The sequence below is a fragment of the Parabacteroides sp. KHUB-02 genome, from assembly GCF_056640955.1.
In genome coordinates, this window is sequence record NZ_JBWQEV010000001.1 from 1,067,769 (window position 1) to 1,089,173 (window position 21,405).

At 47.0% G+C, this 21,405-nt stretch carries 18 protein-coding genes; 13 read left to right on the top strand and 5 right to left on the bottom strand.

Going from position 1 to position 21,405, the window contains the following annotated elements; translation table 11 throughout:
• The 3 genes from ACYIA1_RS04615 to ACYIA1_RS04625 all read right to left on the bottom strand — a co-directional run bounded on the left by ACYIA1_RS04615 (position 1) and on the right by ACYIA1_RS04625 (position 3,357).
• Positions 1 to 447, bottom strand: a complete 447-nt coding sequence (locus tag ACYIA1_RS04615) for an HU family DNA-binding protein (RefSeq protein ID WP_022192632.1) — start codon at positions 445 to 447, stop codon at positions 1 to 3.
• A 97-nt stretch (positions 448 to 544) separates the two neighbouring features.
• Complete coding sequence (locus ACYIA1_RS04620; protein ID WP_022192633.1) at positions 545 to 766, bottom strand: DUF4248 domain-containing protein; 222 nt, start codon at positions 764 to 766, stop codon at positions 545 to 547.
• A gap of 404 nt (positions 767 to 1,170) precedes the next feature.
• Positions 1,171 to 3,357, bottom strand: a complete 2,187-nt coding sequence (locus ACYIA1_RS04625) for a VapE domain-containing protein (protein ID WP_057319647.1) — start codon at positions 3,355 to 3,357, stop codon at positions 1,171 to 1,173.
• Positions 3,358 to 3,468: 111 nt separating this feature from the next.
• On the opposite strand from ACYIA1_RS04625, the gene ACYIA1_RS04630 reads away from it, so the two are divergent.
• From ACYIA1_RS04630 to ACYIA1_RS04645, 4 genes are all read left to right on the top strand, one after another.
• A complete protein-coding gene (locus tag ACYIA1_RS04630) occupies positions 3,469 to 3,609 on the top strand; it encodes a hypothetical protein (protein WP_154396232.1) in 141 nt (46 codons plus the stop codon).
• Entirely contained in the window at positions 3,610 to 3,786 is a 177-nt protein-coding gene (locus tag ACYIA1_RS04635; protein WP_154291697.1) for a hypothetical protein, read from the top strand.
• A gap of 245 nt (positions 3,787 to 4,031) precedes the next feature.
• The gene (locus ACYIA1_RS04640; protein WP_022192213.1) at positions 4,032 to 6,266 is read left to right on the top strand and encodes an LruC domain-containing protein; all 2,235 of its coding nucleotides are present in this window, start codon (positions 4,032 to 4,034) and stop codon (positions 6,264 to 6,266) included.
• Between the two features lie 188 nt (positions 6,267 to 6,454).
• Positions 6,455 to 8,698, top strand: a complete 2,244-nt coding sequence (locus tag ACYIA1_RS04645; protein ID WP_022192212.1) for an LruC domain-containing protein — start codon at positions 6,455 to 6,457, stop codon at positions 8,696 to 8,698.
• Between the two features lie 67 nt (positions 8,699 to 8,765).
• Here ACYIA1_RS04645 and ACYIA1_RS04650 read toward each other — a convergent pair whose 3' ends face one another.
• Both ACYIA1_RS04650 and ACYIA1_RS04655 read right to left on the bottom strand, forming a co-directional pair.
• Positions 8,766 to 9,728 carry a GNAT family N-acetyltransferase gene (locus tag ACYIA1_RS04650; protein WP_005863012.1) on the bottom strand — a complete coding sequence of 321 codons (963 nt, stop codon included), beginning with the start codon at positions 9,726 to 9,728 and terminating at the stop codon, positions 8,766 to 8,768.
• Between the two features lie 3 nt (positions 9,729 to 9,731).
• Positions 9,732 to 10,649, bottom strand: a complete 918-nt coding sequence (locus tag ACYIA1_RS04655) for a DUF2156 domain-containing protein (protein WP_259012692.1) — start codon at positions 10,647 to 10,649, stop codon at positions 9,732 to 9,734.
• 376 nt (positions 10,650 to 11,025) lie between these two features.
• Between ACYIA1_RS04655 and ACYIA1_RS04660 the strand changes: the two genes are divergently transcribed.
• From ACYIA1_RS04660 to ACYIA1_RS04700, 9 genes are all read left to right on the top strand, one after another.
• Positions 11,026 to 12,405 carry an FAD-dependent oxidoreductase gene (locus tag ACYIA1_RS04660; RefSeq protein WP_048928225.1) on the top strand — a complete coding sequence of 460 codons (1,380 nt, stop codon included), beginning with the start codon at positions 11,026 to 11,028 and terminating at the stop codon, positions 12,403 to 12,405.
• A gap of 10 nt (positions 12,406 to 12,415) precedes the next feature.
• Entirely contained in the window at positions 12,416 to 13,876 is a 1,461-nt protein-coding gene (gene gnd, locus ACYIA1_RS04665) for a decarboxylating NADP(+)-dependent phosphogluconate dehydrogenase (protein WP_008772422.1), read from the top strand.
• A 4-nt stretch (positions 13,877 to 13,880) separates the two neighbouring features.
• Complete coding sequence (gene zwf, locus ACYIA1_RS04670; RefSeq protein ID WP_480334536.1) at positions 13,881 to 15,347, top strand: glucose-6-phosphate dehydrogenase; 1,467 nt, start codon at positions 13,881 to 13,883, stop codon at positions 15,345 to 15,347.
• Between the two features lie 4 nt (positions 15,348 to 15,351).
• Positions 15,352 to 16,053: a 6-phosphogluconolactonase gene (gene pgl, locus ACYIA1_RS04675; RefSeq protein WP_008778414.1), complete on the top strand. Its 702-nt coding sequence runs from the start codon at positions 15,352 to 15,354 to the stop codon at positions 16,051 to 16,053.
• Between the two features lie 249 nt (positions 16,054 to 16,302).
• On the top strand, positions 16,303 to 16,827 hold the full coding sequence (locus ACYIA1_RS04680; RefSeq protein ID WP_005863002.1) for a nucleoside 2-deoxyribosyltransferase domain-containing protein: 525 nt from the start codon (positions 16,303 to 16,305) through the stop codon (positions 16,825 to 16,827).
• An 88-nt stretch (positions 16,828 to 16,915) separates the two neighbouring features.
• Positions 16,916 to 17,791 carry a glucose-1-phosphate thymidylyltransferase RfbA gene (gene rfbA / locus ACYIA1_RS04685; RefSeq protein ID WP_005863000.1) on the top strand — a complete coding sequence of 292 codons (876 nt, stop codon included), beginning with the start codon at positions 16,916 to 16,918 and terminating at the stop codon, positions 17,789 to 17,791.
• Positions 17,792 to 17,816: 25 nt separating this feature from the next.
• A complete protein-coding gene (locus ACYIA1_RS04690) occupies positions 17,817 to 18,893 on the top strand; it encodes a GDP-L-fucose synthase family protein (RefSeq protein WP_005862998.1) in 1,077 nt (358 codons plus the stop codon).
• A 25-nt stretch (positions 18,894 to 18,918) separates the two neighbouring features.
• Entirely contained in the window at positions 18,919 to 20,070 is a 1,152-nt protein-coding gene (gene gmd, locus ACYIA1_RS04695; RefSeq protein ID WP_005862995.1) for a GDP-mannose 4,6-dehydratase, read from the top strand.
• Between the two features lie 107 nt (positions 20,071 to 20,177).
• Positions 20,178 to 21,323: an OmpA family protein gene (locus ACYIA1_RS04700; RefSeq protein WP_005857701.1), complete on the top strand. Its 1,146-nt coding sequence runs from the start codon at positions 20,178 to 20,180 to the stop codon at positions 21,321 to 21,323.
• Positions 21,324 to 21,405: the final 82 nt, after the last annotated feature.

Genomic DNA, 21,405 nt, shown 5'->3' on the forward strand with positions numbered 1-21,405 from the left:
TCAGATCTCATCCGGGCTCTCGCTATCGCTTCCCTTATTCTCGCTTGCCCCATACTCGGTGAGTTCCCTGATTTTCACGTCGAGTTTCAGCGTCGTGGGAGTAAGGTTGCCGGTAGCCCTCGCCCGGAGGCGTACGCCGGTGATGTTGGTGTTGGCGTTGAAATCATCGGCGGTAGGGGCCCCCGTGGTATGCAGGCCTACGGAGAAGATGGCGAGGTCGTCGATCTTTACGTTCTTGCCGTCCAGCAGCAACTCCTTGGTGCAGTTTACCATGTCCTTCAGCATGCCGTGGATGGCGCCTGTGGAGTAAGGGGTGTTGTGGCTGGCCATGTGTGCGGCTAGCCCCTTGATGTCTACGGTCTCGTCGCACACGGCACGTGCGTACCATTTCCCGAAGGCCGTCTGGTTCTTCTCGTTCTTGTTCTGGAATTTCATGAATCTGATCATAACCTATTGTTTTTGATGATGTCACAAAGATACGTCGCTGCCGTATCGAGTTGCGACTTATGGGGAGTTCGAGGGAATAGGGGGAGGTTAAAGGGAATTAAGGCTCACCCAGCGCCTCTACGATGGCCCGTACCATGGCGGGGGAGTAGAGGCGCTCGGTGGGCCGGTAGCCCATGTCGTGGAGGCGATCTGCCAGCCCGGGATAGATCGCTATCCAGTGTTGTAACTTGCGGTGAGCCGCCTTGGGAGTCATGGCGGGCAGGTAGGCTTGCGCCAGTTCCATCCGTCCGTAGGGCCGTATCCTGAATGTTGTTTCCATACCCCTAAGATACGGAATTATTATTGAAATACAAAGGGTTTCGCCGGATATCGCATGCCCTTTTTCCGGGGGGCTAGGCCTATATAACCCTAAGGCTTACGAGTCGTAAACCTTGGGTTTGGGGGGCGTAAACCTTGGGTTTGCGGGGGGGGGACCCGTAAGCCTCGATGGTAGGGTACGATTCGGTACGATTACGGATTTTCCTGAAAAACACAAATCCTTGTATATGAGCGATCAGGCTTCCTTACGGTACGATGGTACGATTGGATCCAAGCGCTCACCGTATAAAAAACAGGTCTGTATAATATTGTTTATCAATCTATTATATCAAAAACCTAAAAATTTTAATAAGATATTGAATCGAATCGTACCATCGTACCCCCGGCCACGCCCCGGGCCGCTTGTCAGTGGGCTTTCAATTTACGCTCGGCCTCGATGAAGGTAGAGGTTTTCTCGATCACCAGATAACCGGTTTGCTTGCCGTTTCCCCTCCTTACGCACCTGAATCCCTGCTTCGTCATCACCTTGCCCAGCTGCCGGAGGCTGAGCGGCCTGCGGATGGCGCCCCATACGGTCAGCTTGGCGCCGATCTCGGCTAGGGTGAGGAAGATGGCGTTGCCGGCCTCTTCCTGCCCGGGCGTGGGCACGGCGAAGTAAACGGGGATCAACTGCCCCTCGTTGGTCTCCTCCATGAAGCCCTCCACGTGCTCCTCGAGGCCCTTTATCTCGTCGAGATCGAACCAATGCCGGAAGCCGTCTTTCGAGAGCTGGTAGGCTTGGGCGTATATCCCGGCGTAGGGGAGAGGATGCTCGAAGGGCGAGTCGATGCTCTCGATCTCGAAAGGGAGCCAGCGGCGGTTGCCCGAGGTATCGGTGAGGAATTGCTCCTTATTGCCGCTGGCGGCGTAGGAGGCGAGGCGTATGCGACGCTCCTTGTTCGTGGCGTAGACGGCCCGTACGATGATGTCGTCCGAGGTGATGAGCGACTTCAGGGTATTCACCTCGCGATCCGGCATGCTGTCGATCTCGTCCATGTTGATCAGCCCGAACTCGCAGAAACGTAGCATCTCATCCTTGTCCAGCCGTCCGGTGGCGCTCTGCTTGCTACGGTAACGGACGAGCTGGGGGGGCATCAGCCGGTCGATCCACGTGGTCTTGTAGATACCTTGCCGCCCGATGAGCACCAGTATCTCATGGTTCGTCACCTCGTCGGCCATCCATGAGGCTACCATGGCCACGAACCATTTCTTGAAGCAGGAGGTCCAGAGGGACTGCTTGGCGGGGTCTTTCACGTGCACCATGCCGCTCGCTTGGGAGATATAGTCCGTATGCCCGTCCCAAGGCGGCAGCTCCTCTATGAACTCGCGCAGCGGGTGTACCTCGTGGATGATGTCGCTGCTCAGCACGGCACGGAAGGTGGGCTGGTTGATGTTCTGGGAGGTCGTCCGGCAACACTCGCAGTAGAGCGAGTTGGTGTCGCGGTCTGTCATATCCTTCCAATTCGCGTTGGGGGAGGATTCCGTGTTGCGCTGCGTCTTCTGGCTGATGATATCGTAGCGCAGGGGCTTGCCTCGCAGGAATTGCTCCACGATCTCGGTGCGTGTCATTTTCCTCCTCCCGTCATCCGTCTCGCCCTCGTCGGCCACCCGTGCCTTCCGCCCCCCGGAGGTCTTGGTGTCCTTGGCCTTCCGGGCGGAAGGGCGGTGGGAAGGGCGCTCGCGGCACCCGAAGCTGGCCGTGGCCCGTTGGTAGACGGAGCGGACGAGGAGGGCGGGGTTCTCGTCGCGATAGTCGGCGTAGTTCATGGCGATCCACATCTCGGTATCGCTTTCGGACACGCCGTAGTCGTTCAGCAAGTAGCAGAGGCGCACGAGGTGGTTATGCCGTTGCCCCTGCATGAATGGCATCCGCCGCTCCACCAGCTCTCGTGCGTGGCGGCAGATCTCGTCGGAGGTCAAGGGCGTCGTCCCGCCGGAGTTCCCCGCGGTCTCGGGAGAGATGCCGGAGGTAGTCCGCACCGGCTCGGGACGTTCGCCATGCCCGTCGGGTACGAAAGCCGTTGCCGAGAGGTTGAGATAAGCCTCCGGGTCGTGGCATAACGAGCTGAGATGCACGATCGGCTCGCACGACGGGTCGTAGGGGAGCGACGCCTGCTCGGCGAAATATTGGTTGCCTTGCCGGAAGGCCTGCCGGTAATCGCCCTCGTAGCGGTAGAGCAGGTGGAGGCCGTTGCCCATCGAGCGATAGAGGAGAAGGGTCTCGGGCAAGGCCTTGAGACGGAGCGCCACCTCATGCGTCCGCTCTGCGGGCACCTTGTCGAAGTCTACTTGGCAAAGCCCCGTATATCGCGTTACGCACTCCTTTCGCCGGAATCCGGCGCATACGCAGGCGGGCATCAAGGCGGGAAATGCCGTCCGCTTCATCCTCGCCGTCACTTCGGGGTCGCCTTTCCGCATGGCACGCCTGTACTCCTCGGTCGTCGGTCGCAGCTCCTCGCCCACGATCCGGTTGTATATCTCAAGGATTGTCTCCATTCTCGGCTCCTCTTTCGACACGCAAGAGGCGTAAACAGGTAATTGTAGTTGTTCCATATGAAAATAAATTATTAATTTTGCTCAAATTAAGGCCTTTCCGCTTGCTTGGCCAAGAAAGTGTCCCTGCAGGGGACATAATATGCTAAAACATTCAAAAAAGAATTCTACATGGAAAAAACCGGAACATCCCAAACCTCCCGTGCGCTAACCGTACGTGTACTCACTTATCTGGACCGCCTTTATCCCCGCATGCGGCATACCTTCGAGCGGGAACTACATATCCGTCACGGCGTTTTCGCGCGGGCATGAATGGATCAACTCCAGCCCAACGAGGCGCTGTCCCTCGAGCAACTCATCATCGCCCACCGCCATATCCTCCGCTATTACGACGAGAAGATCGCCAAGGGCCTTATCCCTTCCGACACCGACCGCCTTCGCCGTGAACGGGAGTCTTGGCGTAAGGAGTTGCTTGAGTGGCTGGAGTAGGGGGGTAAAAGTGTGTTTTTTATTCTTTTTTAATACGGCATGAGATAAATATTGTCTATTTATCAATGGCTTTTTATTGGATATGTTATTAATTATAGTTAATTGATGTAATAATGTTTGCCTGTTGAAGGACTTCGTGTCATAATAAAGTCTACCTTTGCTGTCGATAATACTCAACAAGTTGATTAAAATATACAACTTTTTTTTTAACAGTGTTATAGGGGAAATATTTAATGATTAAGCATATGAAGAGATGTATTTTTACGAAAGTGAAGTTCATGGCGCTGTTCCTGTTCGCGGCGCTGATGGCCGCTTGTACGGCGGATGTGTATGAGCCGAAGCCGGATCCTACTCCAACTCCGGAGCCGGAGATTCCGGAAAATCCAATTGTGGATATAGTGAACTCGATATCCAAGTCGAGAAACTTGACTGTAAATATAGTCGATGCTTATGATGGAAAATATTATTATACAATAGAGGCCTTTGCTGGCAATCCAGCTATTGATGAAAGGGCGAGATTGCTGGCAGGACAGAAAGTGAATAGTAAAGTTCCATTTAACGTGAATATAAGTATTCCGGATTCTGAAAATGAAATCTTTATACGTCAAACTGATCCCTTTAAGAGAAAAAGAGTTTATGCTTTTCCTGTTCAAGATGGTGATATGGTTTGTAATTTGGGTTCGATTGCCAATACTAAAAGCTCTTCTGGTTCAGTGTTGCGTAGCGCAAGTTACGAAATGCCAGAGGTTGATTTTAGTCCGTCAGGTGCGACTGCGATTAGTGGAAAGCAACAAATTAAAACTGGAGGAAAATATATCGTAAACAAGGATGCAAAGTTGAATATAAGTTCTTTACCGGGAGAGGGGAATTTTAGCTTATATATAAAAGGTGAAGCCAAACTAACCACTGATTACTTAACTTTGCAGAATAATGCGAAGATTTATATATTAAGTGATGGCGAGTTGACTGCTGGTAAAAACAATATAGTATTGAACTGTGTGGGTAACGCTCAAATAGCGGTAGAAAAGGATGGCTCTTTAGGAGATGATGATGATGACAAAAAATTGAGCTTGTCTTTCACGGCTCAATCAAGATTGATTAATCATGGAGATGTTGAGTTGAATGGAAAGAAGGCAAATGGAAATTATTCTTTGGCTTTAACTTCAAGTGCTTCAATTTATAATGATGGAGAAATGGACATTACAGGTGGGCTGTCTACTACTGATAAAACAAACCTCATTGTAAATTATGGAGAATTTGATATAGAGAAAACATTGATGTTAACAAATGGAGAGATATATAACGCTTGTGTTTTTGAGACGGATATATGCGATGTTAACGGTGGAACTATAATTTTAGCTTCCTATTCTGGTTTTGAGTGTGATAAATTTACGGCTGGTGGTTTGCACATGTATATGGATGCGTTTTCCATTTTTGATTGTACTGATGATGATAAAGATGCTGGAGTGCATTTTACGACGCAAACAAATTACATATCAGGTACGTCTGATAGCCCGGAATATGCGTTGTTTAGAGCAAATAAGGTAATATTAGGTGGTTGGAATAGTGTAGAGTATTCAGGTATGCTTGAGATCGAATGTGATCATCATGACAAGAATGTAAACTATTATAAACTGAATGCTCCGGCTACATTTGCGCAAGGACAAGCATCTGTAGAGATAGATGAAGATGATTGTAATAAAAATTCAGGAAATCAGAATCCGGGAGAAGGAGATGGAGATCAAGATCCGTCGTATGAAGAAGTTGAGACTTTACCTTATACTTATTTATTTGAGGATAATTGGCCTACTACCGGCGATTATGATATGAATGATTTGGTAATAGGTATCCAGATAAATAATAAAAAGATCGGGGGCAAGACGGAGTCTGCTAAAATCATCTATACGCTATATGCCACCGGCGCTACAAAGCAAATTGGGGTTGGTTTCCAATTGGATGGTATTCCCGCTTCGGCGGTTTCTGGCGCTGAGCAAGGACAGACGAATGCTGTGATCCAGTTGTTCTCGGATGCACATTCTCTATTAGGTAGCTCGGAAAGAACACCTATTAATACTTATAAGATAACAGCTGAGCCTGTAGTGAACGAAGTGACAGTTAATTTCAATACACCTATTGATGGAGTCATGAACGTTAATAATTTTAATCTCTTTATTGTTACCAATGGCTTTGATTCTGATCGTAGAAATGAAGTTCATATAGCGGGTTATAAAGGTACGGATAAAGCCGCATCTAGTGATAATAGTACGGCAGACTATGTGTCGAATGAGACTGGTTTGATGTGGGCTTTAAGTATACCTTCACAAGATTTCGCTACTTATCCTAAAGAGACGATTCGTATCGATGATGCTTATGAGGGTTTCGGGAGTTGGATTAAAGGTGATAATACGCCGGGGTGGTATTTAAATTATGTAGAGGACAATGTAATAAAATATGATCTCTTTACAAACAAAACAGAATGAAGAACTAGTTATGCGGAGGATGTGCTTTAAGGCACATCCTTTTGTTGTTCAATAAATAATATATCGATTCTATGATTGGCAACCAATGATGATGAATGTCTTGCCAACGCCAAAATGACGCTGTATTGACAAGGTTGTGGATTACTGAATGTTTATAGGGGATAGGTGAATAATAAAACTTCAATGATATGAAAACAATGATTAAATCAACAATGAAATGTGTCGCTATCGCGCTTTGCGTTCTATTGGCGGCGTGTACTACCGATGTGTACGAACCTAAGCCGGATCCGGTTCCGCCTACTCCGGAGAAGCCGGATCCGTCTTTGCCTAATGATTTCAATCAATCGACAGCTACTATTCGTCAAATGACTTTAACCGTAGAGGTGAATGATGAGTTCAATGGCCAGTATGATTACCAAGTATGGGTATATGACGTGAATCCTTTCTATGCCGATGATGCTAAACCATTATATGGTGGTGTGGCCAACGGGAATAAGCCGTATGTTCGCACGATGACATTGCCCCAAGCTTTAGAAACAATTTACATTATGCAGATTGATCCCCGAAAAGGAAAATCGGTGAAGACCGTATTAGTAGATCCCTCAATGAAGGATCTGGCTTGCGATTTTAAGCCAGCTTCTGCCGTTGGTACAACAACTAAATCTTTATTGAGAAGTGGAGAAGATAATTATAATTCAGGAAAAGCTAGATTGATTTCTGCCCAGGAGTTTTTTAATATGGCTTCTAAGGATAAAGGTTCTATTACTTTGTATGAAGGGGAGTATAAGCTTGTCGGAGAAGGTTATGAGGCAAAGGCCCTTACTCTGGTCGGAAGTGTGACATTATATGTAGAAGGGGCATTGTCTGTCTCAACTCTTATAGGAAGCAGTGGGGCTACTATTGTTTTGGACCAGAAGGGTAGTTTGAAAATCCTTGAAGCTGATGGACAATCACAAGGTAACGGCGCTAGGCTGGTTGTGAAAAGTGGAGCGAAGTTTGGAGAGCCGGATGATAGTTTTAAACCCGCTTACAAATTAGTTGATTATGATCTTGAGAACTATGGAGAAGTAATTCTTTCGGGATATAGATCGAAAAATCATGCTGTTGAGCTAATAAATTATGGTACGATTAAGGCTACTAATATTAATATGACAGCAGAAAATAGTGGCAATGGTGGACGGATAGAGAATCATTGTAAGATTAATGTTGAAGCCGGACTTTCGCTTTACAATGTTGGTATGTTCTTGGGTGCTTCTACTCTGCTTGAAGCAAGATATATGGATGCGAAAGAGATTGAGTGTGAAATGGAAAAATACTCGATTTTCAGAATTACGGATACAGATGATGTGTCAGGGCAGAATTTGGCATCTTTTAAAAGTTGGAACAAGATAGAGTGTAAGGATTCAGATTATGCCTTATTGGATTTCACGCAAATTAATTTATCGGGAGGAACGCTTTCGTTGGATGGGAATTTGGAATTGTTGGGAGACTTATGGAAAGGGAATGAACTTTCGAAAAATCTAACGTTGTCTGGTGGAAGTAAGCAGGTTGATAAAAACGCTTCAATTGCAATTCCTGCGGGCGATTGCACGGGTGATGGTAATCAAGGTTCGACAAATCCTCCTTCTAATCCTAATTATCCGATAGAAGTTCCCAATGGTCCCTACTATACATTCGCCATGGAAGATAATTGGCCTGCTTTTGGTGATTATGATATGAATGATTTGGTGTTGGGCATACAGAGTCAATTGGTTATGGACGGCGCAAACAATGTAGAAAGTATGATCTTAACTGTCAACTTGATTGCGGTAGGAGCTACAAAGACATTGGGAGCAGGTATCCAGTTTGATAGATTAACGACCGCCAAGATAACGAAAGCTTCTGTGCCGAATGGCGTGTTTGCCAATAATGGATATTTTGAATCGGCAAATGAAATAGAGTCGAATCCTTCTGCTGCGGTGCTACCTTTGTTTGATGATGCGCATAGGATTATGGGTAATGTGGATAAGCGAGTGCCCGTGAATACATTTAATAATGCTAACGATTATGGCATAAGAACTTTGCAATATGAGGTCGAATTCAACAGTCCTGTTTCATCAGATGATCTGGATATGTTCTATTTGAATTTCTTTATAGTAAATGGTGGTAATGCCCAGAATCGTTCAGAAGTCCATTTGGCTGGTTATAAACCGACTGATCGGGTTAAAGCTGAGACAAATAATTATGTTGCTAATGACCCTGACAATTCAGATAAGACAATGTGGGGATTTATTATCCCGATGAGTGATTTTAAATATGCGTCAGAAGTCGTTTCTATTGATCAAGCATACCCGGCATTTAAGGAATGGTCTGCTTCATCAGGCACAAGCCAGAAAAATTGGTATATGAATCCGGAAGAGAAATATGTTTATCATAAGCCGGTAAAGAAATAATAGTAGTTATATATTTATATATAAAATCCCCTAGCCAAAAATCGTCTTAGCTAGGGGATTTTCTTTGTCAGTCCAGCATCAAACTCATATAAGCCGTCCTCCCTTGGTACCCCATCAACTGTCGTGTTAGCGTTTGGTTATCCATTTGTTCCAAGTCTTTTTTGGAGACGGGGCTTTCGTGTTGTTTGGATAGCCAGAGGTGGATCATGCGTTTCGTGTCGATGATGCGGGCCATACCCATAGGTAAGGTACCCGGAGGGGTGGGAGGGGTATTGACCGTCGCTTGCGATATGTTATTTTGCAGGGTAAGCTCTTGCAATAGTAATTCCTTGATCTCTTCCGAGTCGTAAAGAAGTTCCTTGATAAAAAGCTTTTTGTCGGACGGCGCTGTACCCGCCTCAAGAGGCAGTGCGAAAGCCATGCCAACCACCTTCTCGTTCTCGTCCAAGGCTGTGTACATTCCTCCGTTATCTAATTGCAGATCCCGGAGTATTGTGATGAAATCATCCTGCGAGTGCAAGATACAGGAAGGGCGTTCACGTAATTTGCGGTTGAAATAAGCGAACAATTCGTCGGTTGTCGGTACCTCCGGTTGGATAACCGTTATCTTCGGGAGTTGAACCGGCGTATTCGGGCGGATATACGTCTCCACGGAATAATCGAATGCCTCGGTATAACCCTGTTCCCGGTAATAGTCGAATAGCCAAGGATCGGCAGGGATCAAGGCGGAGATAGCGACCTCACGCCGTTCCATTTCCTCGAATGTCTCTTGCAAGAGTTGCCGCATAAGCCCCTGACCCCTTTCTTCCGGAGCCGTGCACACCCCGGAGATATAGGCCACCGAGATCTCGGTACCCAAATAAGTCATCGTATAAGGAACTATCTGCAAGGCAGATACTATTTTACCGTCCTTCTCGATGGTCATTGCGTTCTCGTCCTTGTAAACACGATCAAAATAAAGGCTGATAAATGCCTCGGAATCCCCGAAGCAGGTACGCCATAAGTTTACGATTTGTTGTTTCTTGTCCATAATTTATTTAGTTTGCGTAAGTTGCTTTTTTATTGCGGCACTCTTCTCTAATAGTATGGTAGGCTGATAAGAAAGCTTCGCTTGGCGCAACCCCGGTATGCCGAGATCCTCCTCCCGGTTCACGTAAGTATACTGTTCCGGAAGGTGAGAAGCGAACTCTTGGTTAATCACCGTATAGGCACCGTCGAAATTCACATCCGCTTTCTCCACGTGAACCCCGAATGTATTATGGTTGATAGGGGCCCCGAAAGAGAAAGCGATAATCTCGTTATCCACCCGGAGAGCGCCACCGATCAGGCCTAGGCTGTCAAAATGATGCAAGGCATAGGTAAGGGAGCGACGTTCGTCATTAAGCTCTTCCTCGTCATTATCTCCATTATTTGCCTTATACCATTTACATTCCAGTTTCAGGCATTGCGGTACGATATCCGGCGTGATAGGGACATACTCGTACGAATAACGTTTCTTGAAATTATTGATATGATTACGCTTGGATTGATATTTCTTACCCCGTAAGGTAGCTAAATCCTCCCGTAAATAAATATAGTCGAAATAATCCCGCTCCGGGATATAGAAAAAGCTTCCGGGAAGTGCGCCTTCCAGTTGCTCCTTGGCGTCGGGGGTGATACCCAGCATACAGAGCGGATGTCCATATTTTAAGGAATCCTCTTCTAGCAAACGAACGACACCCGCTAAATCTCCATCCCCGACAGGCATCATATAGGCGAAACGGCTCTTGTCCTCGATCATGAAACGGATTAATAAATAGCCATCCACGATAGCGAATTCGCTGTCATATAAGAAACGCCAACTGCACATGTTCGCGAATGAGAAATCACAATTGCGATAATCGCTGGGAAATGTAAATGAGGTTATGATCTCTTTGTCTTCTAACCTAATCGGTTTAAACGGTATATCCATAAATTTTCTTGTACTGTTTTACAACTGCAAATATAAAACTAAAATGCATGTGCGAATGTTTAGAATGGGAATAATAAAGGTGATATAAATACCATCACGATTCCCATCACGATTTGTAAAGGTAACCCTACCTTTACATAGTCCATAAATGTATATTTTCCGGTGGACTTAACGAGTGCGTTAGGTGGCGTAGAGAAGGATGAGGCGAAGCATATTGTCCGTTATTTTGTTGTTTCGGGAAAAATGGCTAAACTTATAGGTTGAACAGCCATTTTGTAAAATAGGGGCTGGAGCTATTTTTGCAATATGAAATTCGCAACAATTAGGTTAAAACGAATGTTATTTTAATGTCTAACGAAAAGAAGATAAATCAGAGATGAAAAAGTACGATGCGATTATTATTGGTTTTGGGAAAGGTGGAAAAACCTTGGCGGCGGATTTGGCCAACCATGGATGGAATGTAGCTGTGGTGGAGCGTTCGACGGGTATGTACGGAGGTACTTGTATCAATATCGGCTGTATACCGACGAAAGCGCTTGTACATTACGCTCAAGTGACAGGGTATCGCAGACCTTCTACCTTCGAGCAATATGCGGAGGAGTTTAAGCAGGCGATCCTCGCCAAGGAGAAACTGACCTCTTTGCTTCGTGAGAAGAATTTCAAGAATCTGGATGATCGGGAGACCGTAACGGTCTATACCGGAGAGGCTTCTTTTCGTTCCCCTTATGAGATTGTCGTGAAAACGGATACGGACTCTTTCTTGCTGGAAGGCGAGAAGATATTCATCAATACCGGAGCCACGACGATTATTCCTACGATAAGCGGTATCGAGGATAATCCTTACGTATATACAAGTACTTCCATTATGGAACTGGAGAAACTGCCACGGCATCTGGTTATTGTCGGAGGCGGATATATCGGGCTGGAATTCGCTTCCATGTTCGCCGGTTTTGGGTCGAAGGTAACGATCTTGGAGGCAGGGGAGGTGTTCATCCCTCGTGAGGACCGGGACATCGCCGATTCGGTGAAGTCCACGCTAGAGAAAAAAGGGATCACCATTCATTTGAACACAGTTGTGCAGACGATTGAGCAGGATGTTGAGCGGGCTGCGGTGATCTGCCGTAACGCTATCTCGGGAGATACCTTGCGACTGGAAGCCGAGGCGGTGCTTTTGGCTACCGGCCGTAAACCGAATACGGAAAGCCTAAATCTGCAGGCCGCCGGAATACAGACGACTAATCGTGGCGCTATCGAGGTGGATAGTAAGTTGCGTACCAATATCCCTAATATCTGGGCGATCGGGGATGTACATGGAGGATTACAATTCACCTATCTGTCTTTGGATGATTACCGTATTATCCGGGAAGAGCTGTTTGGTAATGGTTTCCGGAGCTTGGACGATCGGGAAGCAGTGGCTTATTCCGTATTCATCGATCCTCCGTTGGCCCATGTCGGGTTGAACGAGACGCAAGCCCGTAAGATGGAGAAAAATATAAAGGTGGCCAGCCTGCCTGCCGCCGCTATGCCTCGTACCCGTACCATCGAGCAGACGGATGGCTTGCTGAAAGCCGTGGTAGATGCGGATAACGGGAAGATCCTAGGATGTACCTTATTCTGCGCCGAGTCCAGCGAAGTCATAAATACGGTTAGCTTGGCGATGCGTCTCGGGCAAGATTACACATTCCTTCGGGATTCGATATTCACCCATCCGTCGATGAGTGAGGCTTTAAATGATTTATTTGGATTAATAAAATAAAAACATAAATATGAAAACATCAAATATTGGATTAATCGGCTTGGCTGTGATGGGCGAGAACCTTGCGTTGAATATGGAAAGTAAGGGGTTCGCCGTATCCGTTTATAATCGTACAGCGCCGGGAGAGGAAGGCGTGGTAGACCGCTTCATGAGCGGTCGTGGAAAAGGAAAGAATTTTATAGGAACCCATACGATACAGGAATTTGTTGAGTCTATCGAGCGTCCTCGCAAGATTATGCTGATGGTAAAAGCGGGTGCCCCGGTGGATGAGCTGATGGCTCAATTGATTCCTTACTTATCACCCGGTGACGTGATTATTGATGGTGGTAACTCGGATTTCCATGATACGGAACGCCGGGTGAAGGAGATGGAGGCGCATGGGATGTACTTCGTAGGTACCGGAATCTCCGGAGGCGAGATCGGTGCCTTGTACGGACCTTCCGTGATGCCGGGTGGTTCGCCTGCCGCTTGGCCTTTGGTGAAGGATGTCTTGCAAAGCATCGCCGCCAAGCTGGACGACGGGACGCCTTGTTGCCAATGGATTGGTCCGGGTGGAGCCGGCCATTTCGTGAAAATGGTACACAATGGTATCGAGTATGGAGATATGCAGTTGATTTCCGAGGCGTATTCCTTATTGAAGAATCGTCTGGATCTGGACAATGAGGCCTTGGCTCGTATCTTTGAGGATTGGAACACGGGAGAGCTGGATAGCTACCTGATCGGTATTACGGCCGATATTCTCCGCTTCAAGGACGAGGCGGGGGAGGGCTACCTGCTAGATAAGATATTGGATGCCGCCGGCCAGAAGGGTACCGGTAAATGGAGCGCTATCGCCGCTATGGACGAGAATGATCCGCTGACATTGATTACCGAGGCTGTTTATGCCCGTATGCTTTCTTCCATGCAGGAAGAACGGAAAAAAGCGTCCTCGCTTTATCCGAAGAGTGGCGTGCTGGGGCAGACCTTGATCTCGGAGAAAGAGATCAAGCAGGCTTTGTATGCCGCTAAGTTGGTTTCCTACGCGCAGGGATTCTCTTTGTTGTACCAAGCTTCTAAGCGATATGATTGGCAGTTGGATTACGGTACGATCGCCAAGATTTGGCGGAAGGGATGTATCATACGCTCTGTCTTTTTGGAGAAAATTACGCAGGCTTATGAGAAGAACCGGAATCTGGAGAACCTCTTATTCGATGAGTTCTTTATTCAAAAGATCGAGTCTTCCTTGTTGGCTTGGCGGCAAGTGGTAGCCGAGGGTGCCTTGCATGGAGTGGCTTTGCCGGCGATGAGCTCGGGGTTGAGCTATTTCGATGGACTGTCTACCCCGCATTCCGCCGCTAACTTGATTCAGGCCCAGCGGGATTATTTCGGGGCTCATACTTATGAGCGGGTCGATTGGGAGCGTGGTAAGTTTTTCCATACCAACTGGACGGGTGAGGGAGGAAAGACGGTTTCTGGAACTTATAACGTATAAAGACATGAAGAAAGCAGATAATCAATTATTAGTTATATTCGGGGCGTCGGGCGATCTTACCAGTCGCAAGTTGCTTCCCTCTTTGTTCGAGTTATATGTTCGTGGCTTGCTACCCGACCGCTTCTGCATCTTGGGAGCCGCCCGTACCGCTTATGGCGATGAGGAGTTCCGTGCGGAGCAACATACGCATATCTTGGAGGCACAGAAGGGAAAGACCTACGACGAGGGCTTGATCGATGACTTCTTGGAGAATGTTTATTACCTCGCCTTCGATTCCACCAACGCCGATGAATACTACAAATTGCGTGAGCGCATCGAGTTCTTGCAAGAGAAACACGACTTGCCGGATAAGATCATCTATTACTTGGCTACCCCGCCGGTGATGTACGAGATCGTCCCGCGATGTTTGCTGGAGAGTGGTTTGAACAAGACCGAGTCTCCGGATGGTTTCCGGCGGATCATCGTGGAGAAGCCGTTTGGCACCAGCTTGGAGTCTGCCCGCCAGTTGAATGATCATTTACGACATATCTTCCATGAGGAGGAGATTTATCGTATCGACCATTATCTGGGGAAAGAGACCGTGCAGAATATCTTGGTATTGCGTTTCTCGAACGGTATTTTCGAGCCATTGTGGAATCATAATTATATCGATTCCATCGAGATCAGCGCTACTGAGACCTTGGGGGTGGAGAATCGAGGGAAATATTATGATGGAGCCGGGGCGATGCGGGATATGATCCAGAATCACTTAATGCAATTGATGTCGTTTATCGCCATGGAATCTCCCTCTATATTCGAGCCGGAACCGATTCGTGACGAGATCGTGAAAGTATTCCGCTCCATACGCCCGTATACGGTGTTGGATATGGATAAGATGGTTGTCCGTGGACAATATATCGGTTATCGGGAAGAGAAGAACGTAGCTCCTGACTCGAATACCGAGACGTATGTGGCGATGAAATTCTTTATCGATAACTGGCGCTGGAGCGGTGTGCCTTTCTATTTCTATACGGGAAAGAAGTTGCCGGAGAAGTCATCGGAGGTAGTGATCCACTTCAAGTCTACGCCCCATCAACTGTTTGTCGGTCAATGTTCGGGAGGTTCCTGCAATAAATTGACTATCCGTATCCAACCGAACGAGAGTATATCCTTGAAGTTCGGGCTGAAAATGCCGGGAGCCGGTTTCGAGGTGAAGCAAGTCAGCATGGACTTCCGCTACGATTCCCTCTCGAAGAGCTATCTTCCTGACGCTTACGAGCGTCTGTTGCTGGATGCCATGCTGGGCGATTCTACCTTGTATGCTCGTAGCGACGCTTTGGAGGCTAGTTGGAAATTTATCGATCCGATCTTGCTCCATTGGAAAGAGGAGGGTTCGAAGAACTTATTCTTCTATGAGCCGGGTGAGGACGGACCGGAGGAAACTGTTATTTTAGGTGCGGAAAAGAAAGTCTGCGCCTGCCAAAGAAGATAATTTTATGGAAATAAAGAGATACAATGAGATGAAAGAGGCGCTTCGGTCGATGACGGAGGACATGATGGCGATGATTCGCCGCAAAGACTTCGCTCCGTTTAACTTAGCGCTCTCGGGAGGGGAGACGGCGAAGCATATGTTTTCCCTCTGGGTAGATGAGTATAAGGATAAGATTGACTGGAATAACATCCGTTTCTTCTGGGTGGACGAGCGTTGCGTTCCACCAACGAGTCCGGATAGTAATTACGGTCATGCGAATCATTTGCTTTTTAAGCCTTTGTGTATCCCGGCGGATCATATCCACCGGATCAAGGGCGAGAACGAGCCGGGTACCGAGGCGATGCGTTATTCATGGGTCGTAAAGGAATTCTTGCCGTTGTTCAATCAAATGCCTACGTTCGATTGCATCATCCTCGGCGTAGGTGAGGATTCCCATACGGCATCCATTTTCCCTACCACCATGGAGCTATTGTCGGATAGCCGTAACTATGCGGTATCCCAGCAACCTTCTACCGGCCAATACCGGATCACCATGACGGGACCGCTTATCTTGAACGGCGCCCCCTTATTGGTCCCGATACTGGGCACGAACAAGGAACCCGTAATCCAGAGGCTCTCCAAGGGTTATTCTCCTTCAAACGACACGCCTGCCGCTTATATCTTATCGCATGCCGTACAAGCTACGATTTATGGGCTGAACCCATGATTTTGCGACATGCCGAGCCCTTCCCAAAAACATGTACGTGTTTTCGAAAAAACACGTACATATACTCCTCTCCTTGGAGAAGATATACTGCAAGTACCCTAGGAGATATACTTCACCGTCCAAGTAAGTACTACTTCTCGTGATATCCTATTAGTATATACAAGACTGTTGCCCACATTTAAAGTGAATGTATTTGTTGGATTCATGTTTTTTTGCGAAGTTTGTTGCTTGAAAAGTAAGCTTTGAGACATGAATACGAGAAATATTGTACTGTGTATATTATATTTGTTTTTGGTGCCGATGGGAGGGTTTGCCCAATCTGAGGTCGTTGTCTTGTATCCCGATACTGAAAATAAGGATTTGGATGAAGCTGTATACCAAAAAATCTTTTTGGCCGGCACGATCGATATGGGGAAAAGTGTGGATTGGCAGAAGGCTACCTGCGACTGGTTCCGAGCGCTTCCGGAGGGACGGTATCTCTTGTTCAATCCTCGTAGGGATAAAGGGTTGAGCGGGGAGATGTCCGATTTTGAGCATCAGGTGAATTGGGAACTGGAGCATCTGGAGAAAGCCGATCTGATTATCATGAACATTCTGGCGAGCAGCAAATCCCCGATAACTTTATTGGAGATGGGGCTGTTTATGCGCTCCGGAAAGTTGCGGGTGATTTGCGAGCCCGGCTTTTACCGGTATGATAATGTGCGCTTAACTTGTGCGCGCTATGGCGTCCCATTGTATCAGAATATGGACGATTTTTTGAAAACCATGCGCTAATCTATTATTATTTGTTTAACTTTGTATAGTTTTAGGGACGGTGTGGAATCGATCCTAAGCGAGTATTGTCGAACAAAATGGAAAGAATATGAAAGGTATAGTTTTAGCCGGTGGATCGGGTACCCGCTTGTATCCGATCACTAAAGGAGTTTCCAAGCAACTTCTACCTATTTATGATAAGCCGATGATTTTTTATCCGGTATCCGTGCTCATGCTGGCGGGGATACGGGAGATTCTTATTATATCGACCCCGCAGGATTTGCCGGGCTTTCGTCGTTTACTGGGCGATGGCTCCGATTATGGCGTTCGTTTTGAATATGCCGAGCAGCCTTCGCCGGACGGATTGGCGCAAGCTTTCATCATTGGAGAGCGCTTTATTGGCGATGACTCCGTTTGCTTGGTGCTTGGTGATAATATCTTTTACGGACAGAGCTTTACCCGTATGTTAAAAGAGGCCGTTGACAAGGCGGAGAACGAACAAAAAGCGACCGTGTTCGGTTACTACGTAAACGATCCGGAACGCTATGGCGTGGCCGAGTTCGATGCGGATGGGAACGTCCTCAGTATCGAGGAGAAACCGAAGGAACCGAAATCGAATTACGCCGTGGTAGGATTGTATTTCTATCCGAACAAGGTGGTGGACGTGGCCAAGAATATCAAGCCTTCCGCCCGTGGAGAGCTGGAGATCACTACCGTGAACCAGTGGTTCTTGAAGGATGGGGAGTTGAAAGTGCAGCTATTGGGACGTGGATTCGCTTGGTTGGATACCGGGACTCACGACTCGTTGTCTGAGGCATCTACTTTCGTGGAGGTGATCGAGAAGAGACAGGGACTGAAGGTGGCTTGTCTGGAGGAGATCGCTTTCAAGCAAGGATGGATTGATGAGAAGCGACTTGAGCAAGTGGCTTTGCCGATGATTAAGAATCAGTACGGCCAGTATTTGATGAGGTTGATTAATAAGTAGAAGTAGTTCAGAATACGAGATATCGATGGAAAAAGACAGTAAAATATTTGTTGCCGGTCACCGGGGTTTGGTAGGCTCCGCCATTCTGAATAATTTGCGTAGCAAAGGGTATACGAACTTTCTGCTTCGTACGCATGCGGAACTGGATCTGACGGATCAAGCCGCTGTGAACGAGTTTTTTGCCGCTGAACGGCCGGACTATGTGTTCTTGTCGGCGGCGCACGTCGGCGGTATCATGGCGAACAGTCTGTACCGTGCCGATTTTATCTACAATAATTTGATGATCCAGAATAATGTCATTCATGCCTCTTGGAAAAACGATGTAAAGAAATTATTATTCTTGGGAAGCACCTGCATCTATCCCCGTGAGGCTCCGCAGCCGATGCCGGAGGATTGCTTGCTGACATCTCCCTTGGAATATTCCAACGAGCCTTATGCGATCGCCAAGATAGCGGGTATCAAGATGTGCGAGAGTTACAACCTGCAATACGGTACGAACTATATCGCCGTGATGCCTACTAACCTCTACGGGCCGAATGATAATTTCAATCTGGAGACCTCGCATGTGTTGCCAGCCATGATCCGTAAGATCCATCTGGCGAAATGCCTGCATACAGGAGATTGGGAGGCCTTGCGTAAGGATATGGACATTCGTCCGGTAGAGGGCGTGTCTGGGAAGGCCTCCGAGCCGGAGATACTCTCCGTATTGGATAAACAGGGTATCTGTCCGGGCGAGGTGGAGCTGTGGGGAACCGGCAAGCCGCTTCGTGAGTTTTTATGGAGCGAGGAGATGGCCGACGCTTCTGTTTATATCATGGAACACGTGGATTTCGAGGATGTCCGCCAGAAGGAGGGCGAGGTCCGGAATACACATATTAATATAGGTACGGGTATCGAGCTTTCGATCCGTGAGGTCGCCGAACTGATCCGGCGAGAGATCGGGTTCGAGGGCGAGTTGAGGTTTAACTCGTCCAAGCCGGACGGTACGCTTCGTAAGCTGACGGATGTAAGCAAGTTGCATGCCTTGGGTTGGCGCCATACGATCGAGATCGAGGAGGGCGTGAAGCGACTCTATGAATGGTACTTGGGAATTGAAAAATGAGAATTGAAAATTGAAAATTAGAGAAATGGGCAAAGTAGCGTTAATAACGGGTATTACGGGACAGGATGGGGCTTATCTTACTGAGTTCTTGATTAAGAAAGGATATACGGTACATGGTATCAAGCGTCGTTCTTCCATGTTCAATACGGACCGTATCGATCATTTGTATCAAGACCCGCATGTGGAAAACCGTAATTTGATTCTGCATTATGGCGATTTAACGGATAGTTTGAATCTTACACGTATCATTGGCGAGGTTCAACCGGATGAGATCTATAATCTGGCCGCCATGAGCCATGTAAAAGTAAGTTTCGACACTCCCGAATATACGGCGAATGCGGATGGTTTGGGCGTATTGCGTATCCTAGAGGCGGTCCGCTTGCTGAACTTGATCCCGAAGACACGTATTTATCAGGCATCTACATCTGAGTTGTATGGCTTGGTGCAAGAGGTGCCGCAGAGGGAGACTACTCCTTTCTATCCGAGAAGCCCTTATGCCGTAGCGAAACTATACGGTTACTGGATTACGGTGAATTACAGGGAAGCCTATCATATGCACGCTTCCAATGGCATCTTGTTTAATCACGAGTCTCCATTAAGGGGAGAAACATTCGTGACCCGTAAGGTAACCCGGGCGGTTTCACGTATCGTTTTGGGTATGCAAAAAAAGGTTTATATGGGTAATCTTTCCTCCAAACGGGATTGGGGACACGCAAAAGATTACGTGCGTGCCATGTACGCTATTTTGCAACAAGATGAACCCTCGGATTATGTCATAGCTACCGGGATTACTACCACGATTCGGGACTTTATCCGTATGGCTTTTGAGGAAATTGGCGTGGGAATCCGCTTTAAAGGAGAAGGGATAGACGAGGTCGCTATCTTAGAGTCGATAGACGAGGGATTGTTCGTCAAGAAGGTTGGTGATGCCTATCTGGAAAACTTTAAGAAACGTGTGGGTGAGGAAGTTGTAGGAGTAGATCCGCAGTATTTCCGCCCTACGGAAGTAGAGTTGCTGATCGGTGACGCTACGAAGGCACGTACTCGTTTAGGGTGGGAACCGGAGTATTCATTAGCGGCTTTAATTGAGGATATGATGAAGAACGATATAAAACTAATGAAGAAGGAGTCTTATCTGAAAGAGGGGGGCTATAAAATTTTGAACTATTTCGAGTGAGTTCGAAACAATTTGAAGATTTTATTTGTTGTAATTACAAAAAGAGTTAATTTTGTGCCAATTTTAAGATATTAGGTAATTGATTGTTTAATTAAAATGTTGAAAATATGAAGACTAAGGTTTTACTTTTAGCTTTGTTATCAGGTTTTGTATTCTCTGTGGCAGCACAGGAATATCAACCGCAGGTGGGGTTCAGCAATGAGGCTGGTTATAAGACTAATTTCAAGAAGAATAAAGCTCGCGACAATTGGTTTATTTCAATTGCGGGTGGAGCCAGCGTATTGTTAGGAGACCAAAATGGAGAGGCTGATTTCAAGAATCGTTTAAACTTCGCTCCACAAGTATCTTTTGGTAAGTGGTTTAATCCGTATTTAGGATTCCGTACCCAGTTAAATGGTGGTATTATCCACGGTTTTGAAGGTGATGGCGCACAGTTTATGCAACATAATAAATATGTAGCCGCTCACGTAGACTTGTTGTGGGATGTTACTAACTTCTGGGCTCCTTACAGAGAATCTAAAGTGTTCCGCTTGATTCCTTGGGTCGGTTTTGGTTATGCGCAGCGTTTCAAGACTACAGAGTCTTATGATCGTCCAAGAACGGAGTCTCCTACGTTGAACGCTGGTATCTTAACCGCTTTCCGTTTGAGCAAACGTGTTGATTTGAACGTTGAGATCCAAGGTTCTTTGTTGAACGAGCAGTTTAACCGTGTCGAGATGAATCACCTGACAGATGGTATCGTTCAGTTGAGCGCTGGTTTGACATTCAAATTGGGTAAGACAGACTTCGAGGTATTGGAGCCGATGGATTACGCTTTGTTGAACGACTTGAACGGCCAGATCAACTCTTTGCGTGCTGCTAACGATGAGTTGAGCAAACGTCCGGTTTCTTGCCCTGAGTGCCAAGAGACAGTTACTGAAGTTGTAAATAACTACGTTGACAATGTGGTTTACTTCCGCATCAACAGCGCTAAGATCGACAAGAACCAGCAGATCAATATCTATAACACAGCTGAGTTCATGAAGAACAACAATGCTCCGATCAAGGTAGTTGGTTACGCTGACAAGAAGACGGGTACTTCTGATTATAACATGGGTCTTTCTGAGAAACGTGCTAGAGCGGTCGCTAAGGAACTTATCGATAAATACGGTATCTCTTCTAGCCAGATCACTATCGAGTGGAGAGGTTCGGACGAACAACCTTATGGCGAAAATAGCTGGAACCGTGTAGTAATTATGAGCGCTAATAATTAATTTACGAATTAATACTTTAAAAAGGCCGTACTTCTAAGTGCGGCCTTTTTTTTGCGCCGAAAAATACTTACTTTTGTGAGAA

Excerpts from the sequence above, each read along its gene's own strand:
- ACYIA1_RS04615 (WP_022192632.1), bottom strand. The coding sequence starts at position 447 with ATGATCAGATTCATGAAATTCCAGAACAAGAACGAGAAGAACCAGACG.
- ACYIA1_RS04620 (WP_022192633.1), bottom strand. The coding sequence starts at position 766 with ATGGAAACAACATTCAGGATACGGCCCTACGGACGGATGGAACTGGCG.
- ACYIA1_RS04625 (WP_057319647.1), bottom strand. The coding sequence starts at position 3,357 with ATGGAACAACTACAATTACCTGTTTACGCCTCTTGCGTGTCGAAAGAG.
- ACYIA1_RS04630 (WP_154396232.1), top strand. The coding sequence starts at position 3,469 with ATGGAAAAAACCGGAACATCCCAAACCTCCCGTGCGCTAACCGTACGT.
- ACYIA1_RS04635 (WP_154291697.1), top strand. The coding sequence starts at position 3,610 with ATGGATCAACTCCAGCCCAACGAGGCGCTGTCCCTCGAGCAACTCATC.
- ACYIA1_RS04640 (WP_022192213.1), top strand. The coding sequence starts at position 4,032 with ATGAAGAGATGTATTTTTACGAAAGTGAAGTTCATGGCGCTGTTCCTG.
- ACYIA1_RS04645 (WP_022192212.1), top strand. The coding sequence starts at position 6,455 with ATGAAAACAATGATTAAATCAACAATGAAATGTGTCGCTATCGCGCTT.
- ACYIA1_RS04650 (WP_005863012.1), bottom strand. The coding sequence starts at position 9,728 with ATGGACAAGAAACAACAAATCGTAAACTTATGGCGTACCTGCTTCGGG.
- ACYIA1_RS04655 (WP_259012692.1), bottom strand. The coding sequence starts at position 10,649 with ATGGATATACCGTTTAAACCGATTAGGTTAGAAGACAAAGAGATCATA.
- ACYIA1_RS04660 (WP_048928225.1), top strand. The coding sequence starts at position 11,026 with ATGAAAAAGTACGATGCGATTATTATTGGTTTTGGGAAAGGTGGAAAA.
- gnd (WP_008772422.1), top strand. The coding sequence starts at position 12,416 with ATGAAAACATCAAATATTGGATTAATCGGCTTGGCTGTGATGGGCGAG.
- zwf (WP_480334536.1), top strand. The coding sequence starts at position 13,881 with ATGAAGAAAGCAGATAATCAATTATTAGTTATATTCGGGGCGTCGGGC.
- pgl (WP_008778414.1), top strand. The coding sequence starts at position 15,352 with ATGGAAATAAAGAGATACAATGAGATGAAAGAGGCGCTTCGGTCGATG.
- ACYIA1_RS04680 (WP_005863002.1), top strand. The coding sequence starts at position 16,303 with ATGAATACGAGAAATATTGTACTGTGTATATTATATTTGTTTTTGGTG.
- rfbA (WP_005863000.1), top strand. The coding sequence starts at position 16,916 with ATGAAAGGTATAGTTTTAGCCGGTGGATCGGGTACCCGCTTGTATCCG.
- ACYIA1_RS04690 (WP_005862998.1), top strand. The coding sequence starts at position 17,817 with ATGGAAAAAGACAGTAAAATATTTGTTGCCGGTCACCGGGGTTTGGTA.
- gmd (WP_005862995.1), top strand. The coding sequence starts at position 18,919 with ATGGGCAAAGTAGCGTTAATAACGGGTATTACGGGACAGGATGGGGCT.
- ACYIA1_RS04700 (WP_005857701.1), top strand. The coding sequence starts at position 20,178 with ATGAAGACTAAGGTTTTACTTTTAGCTTTGTTATCAGGTTTTGTATTC.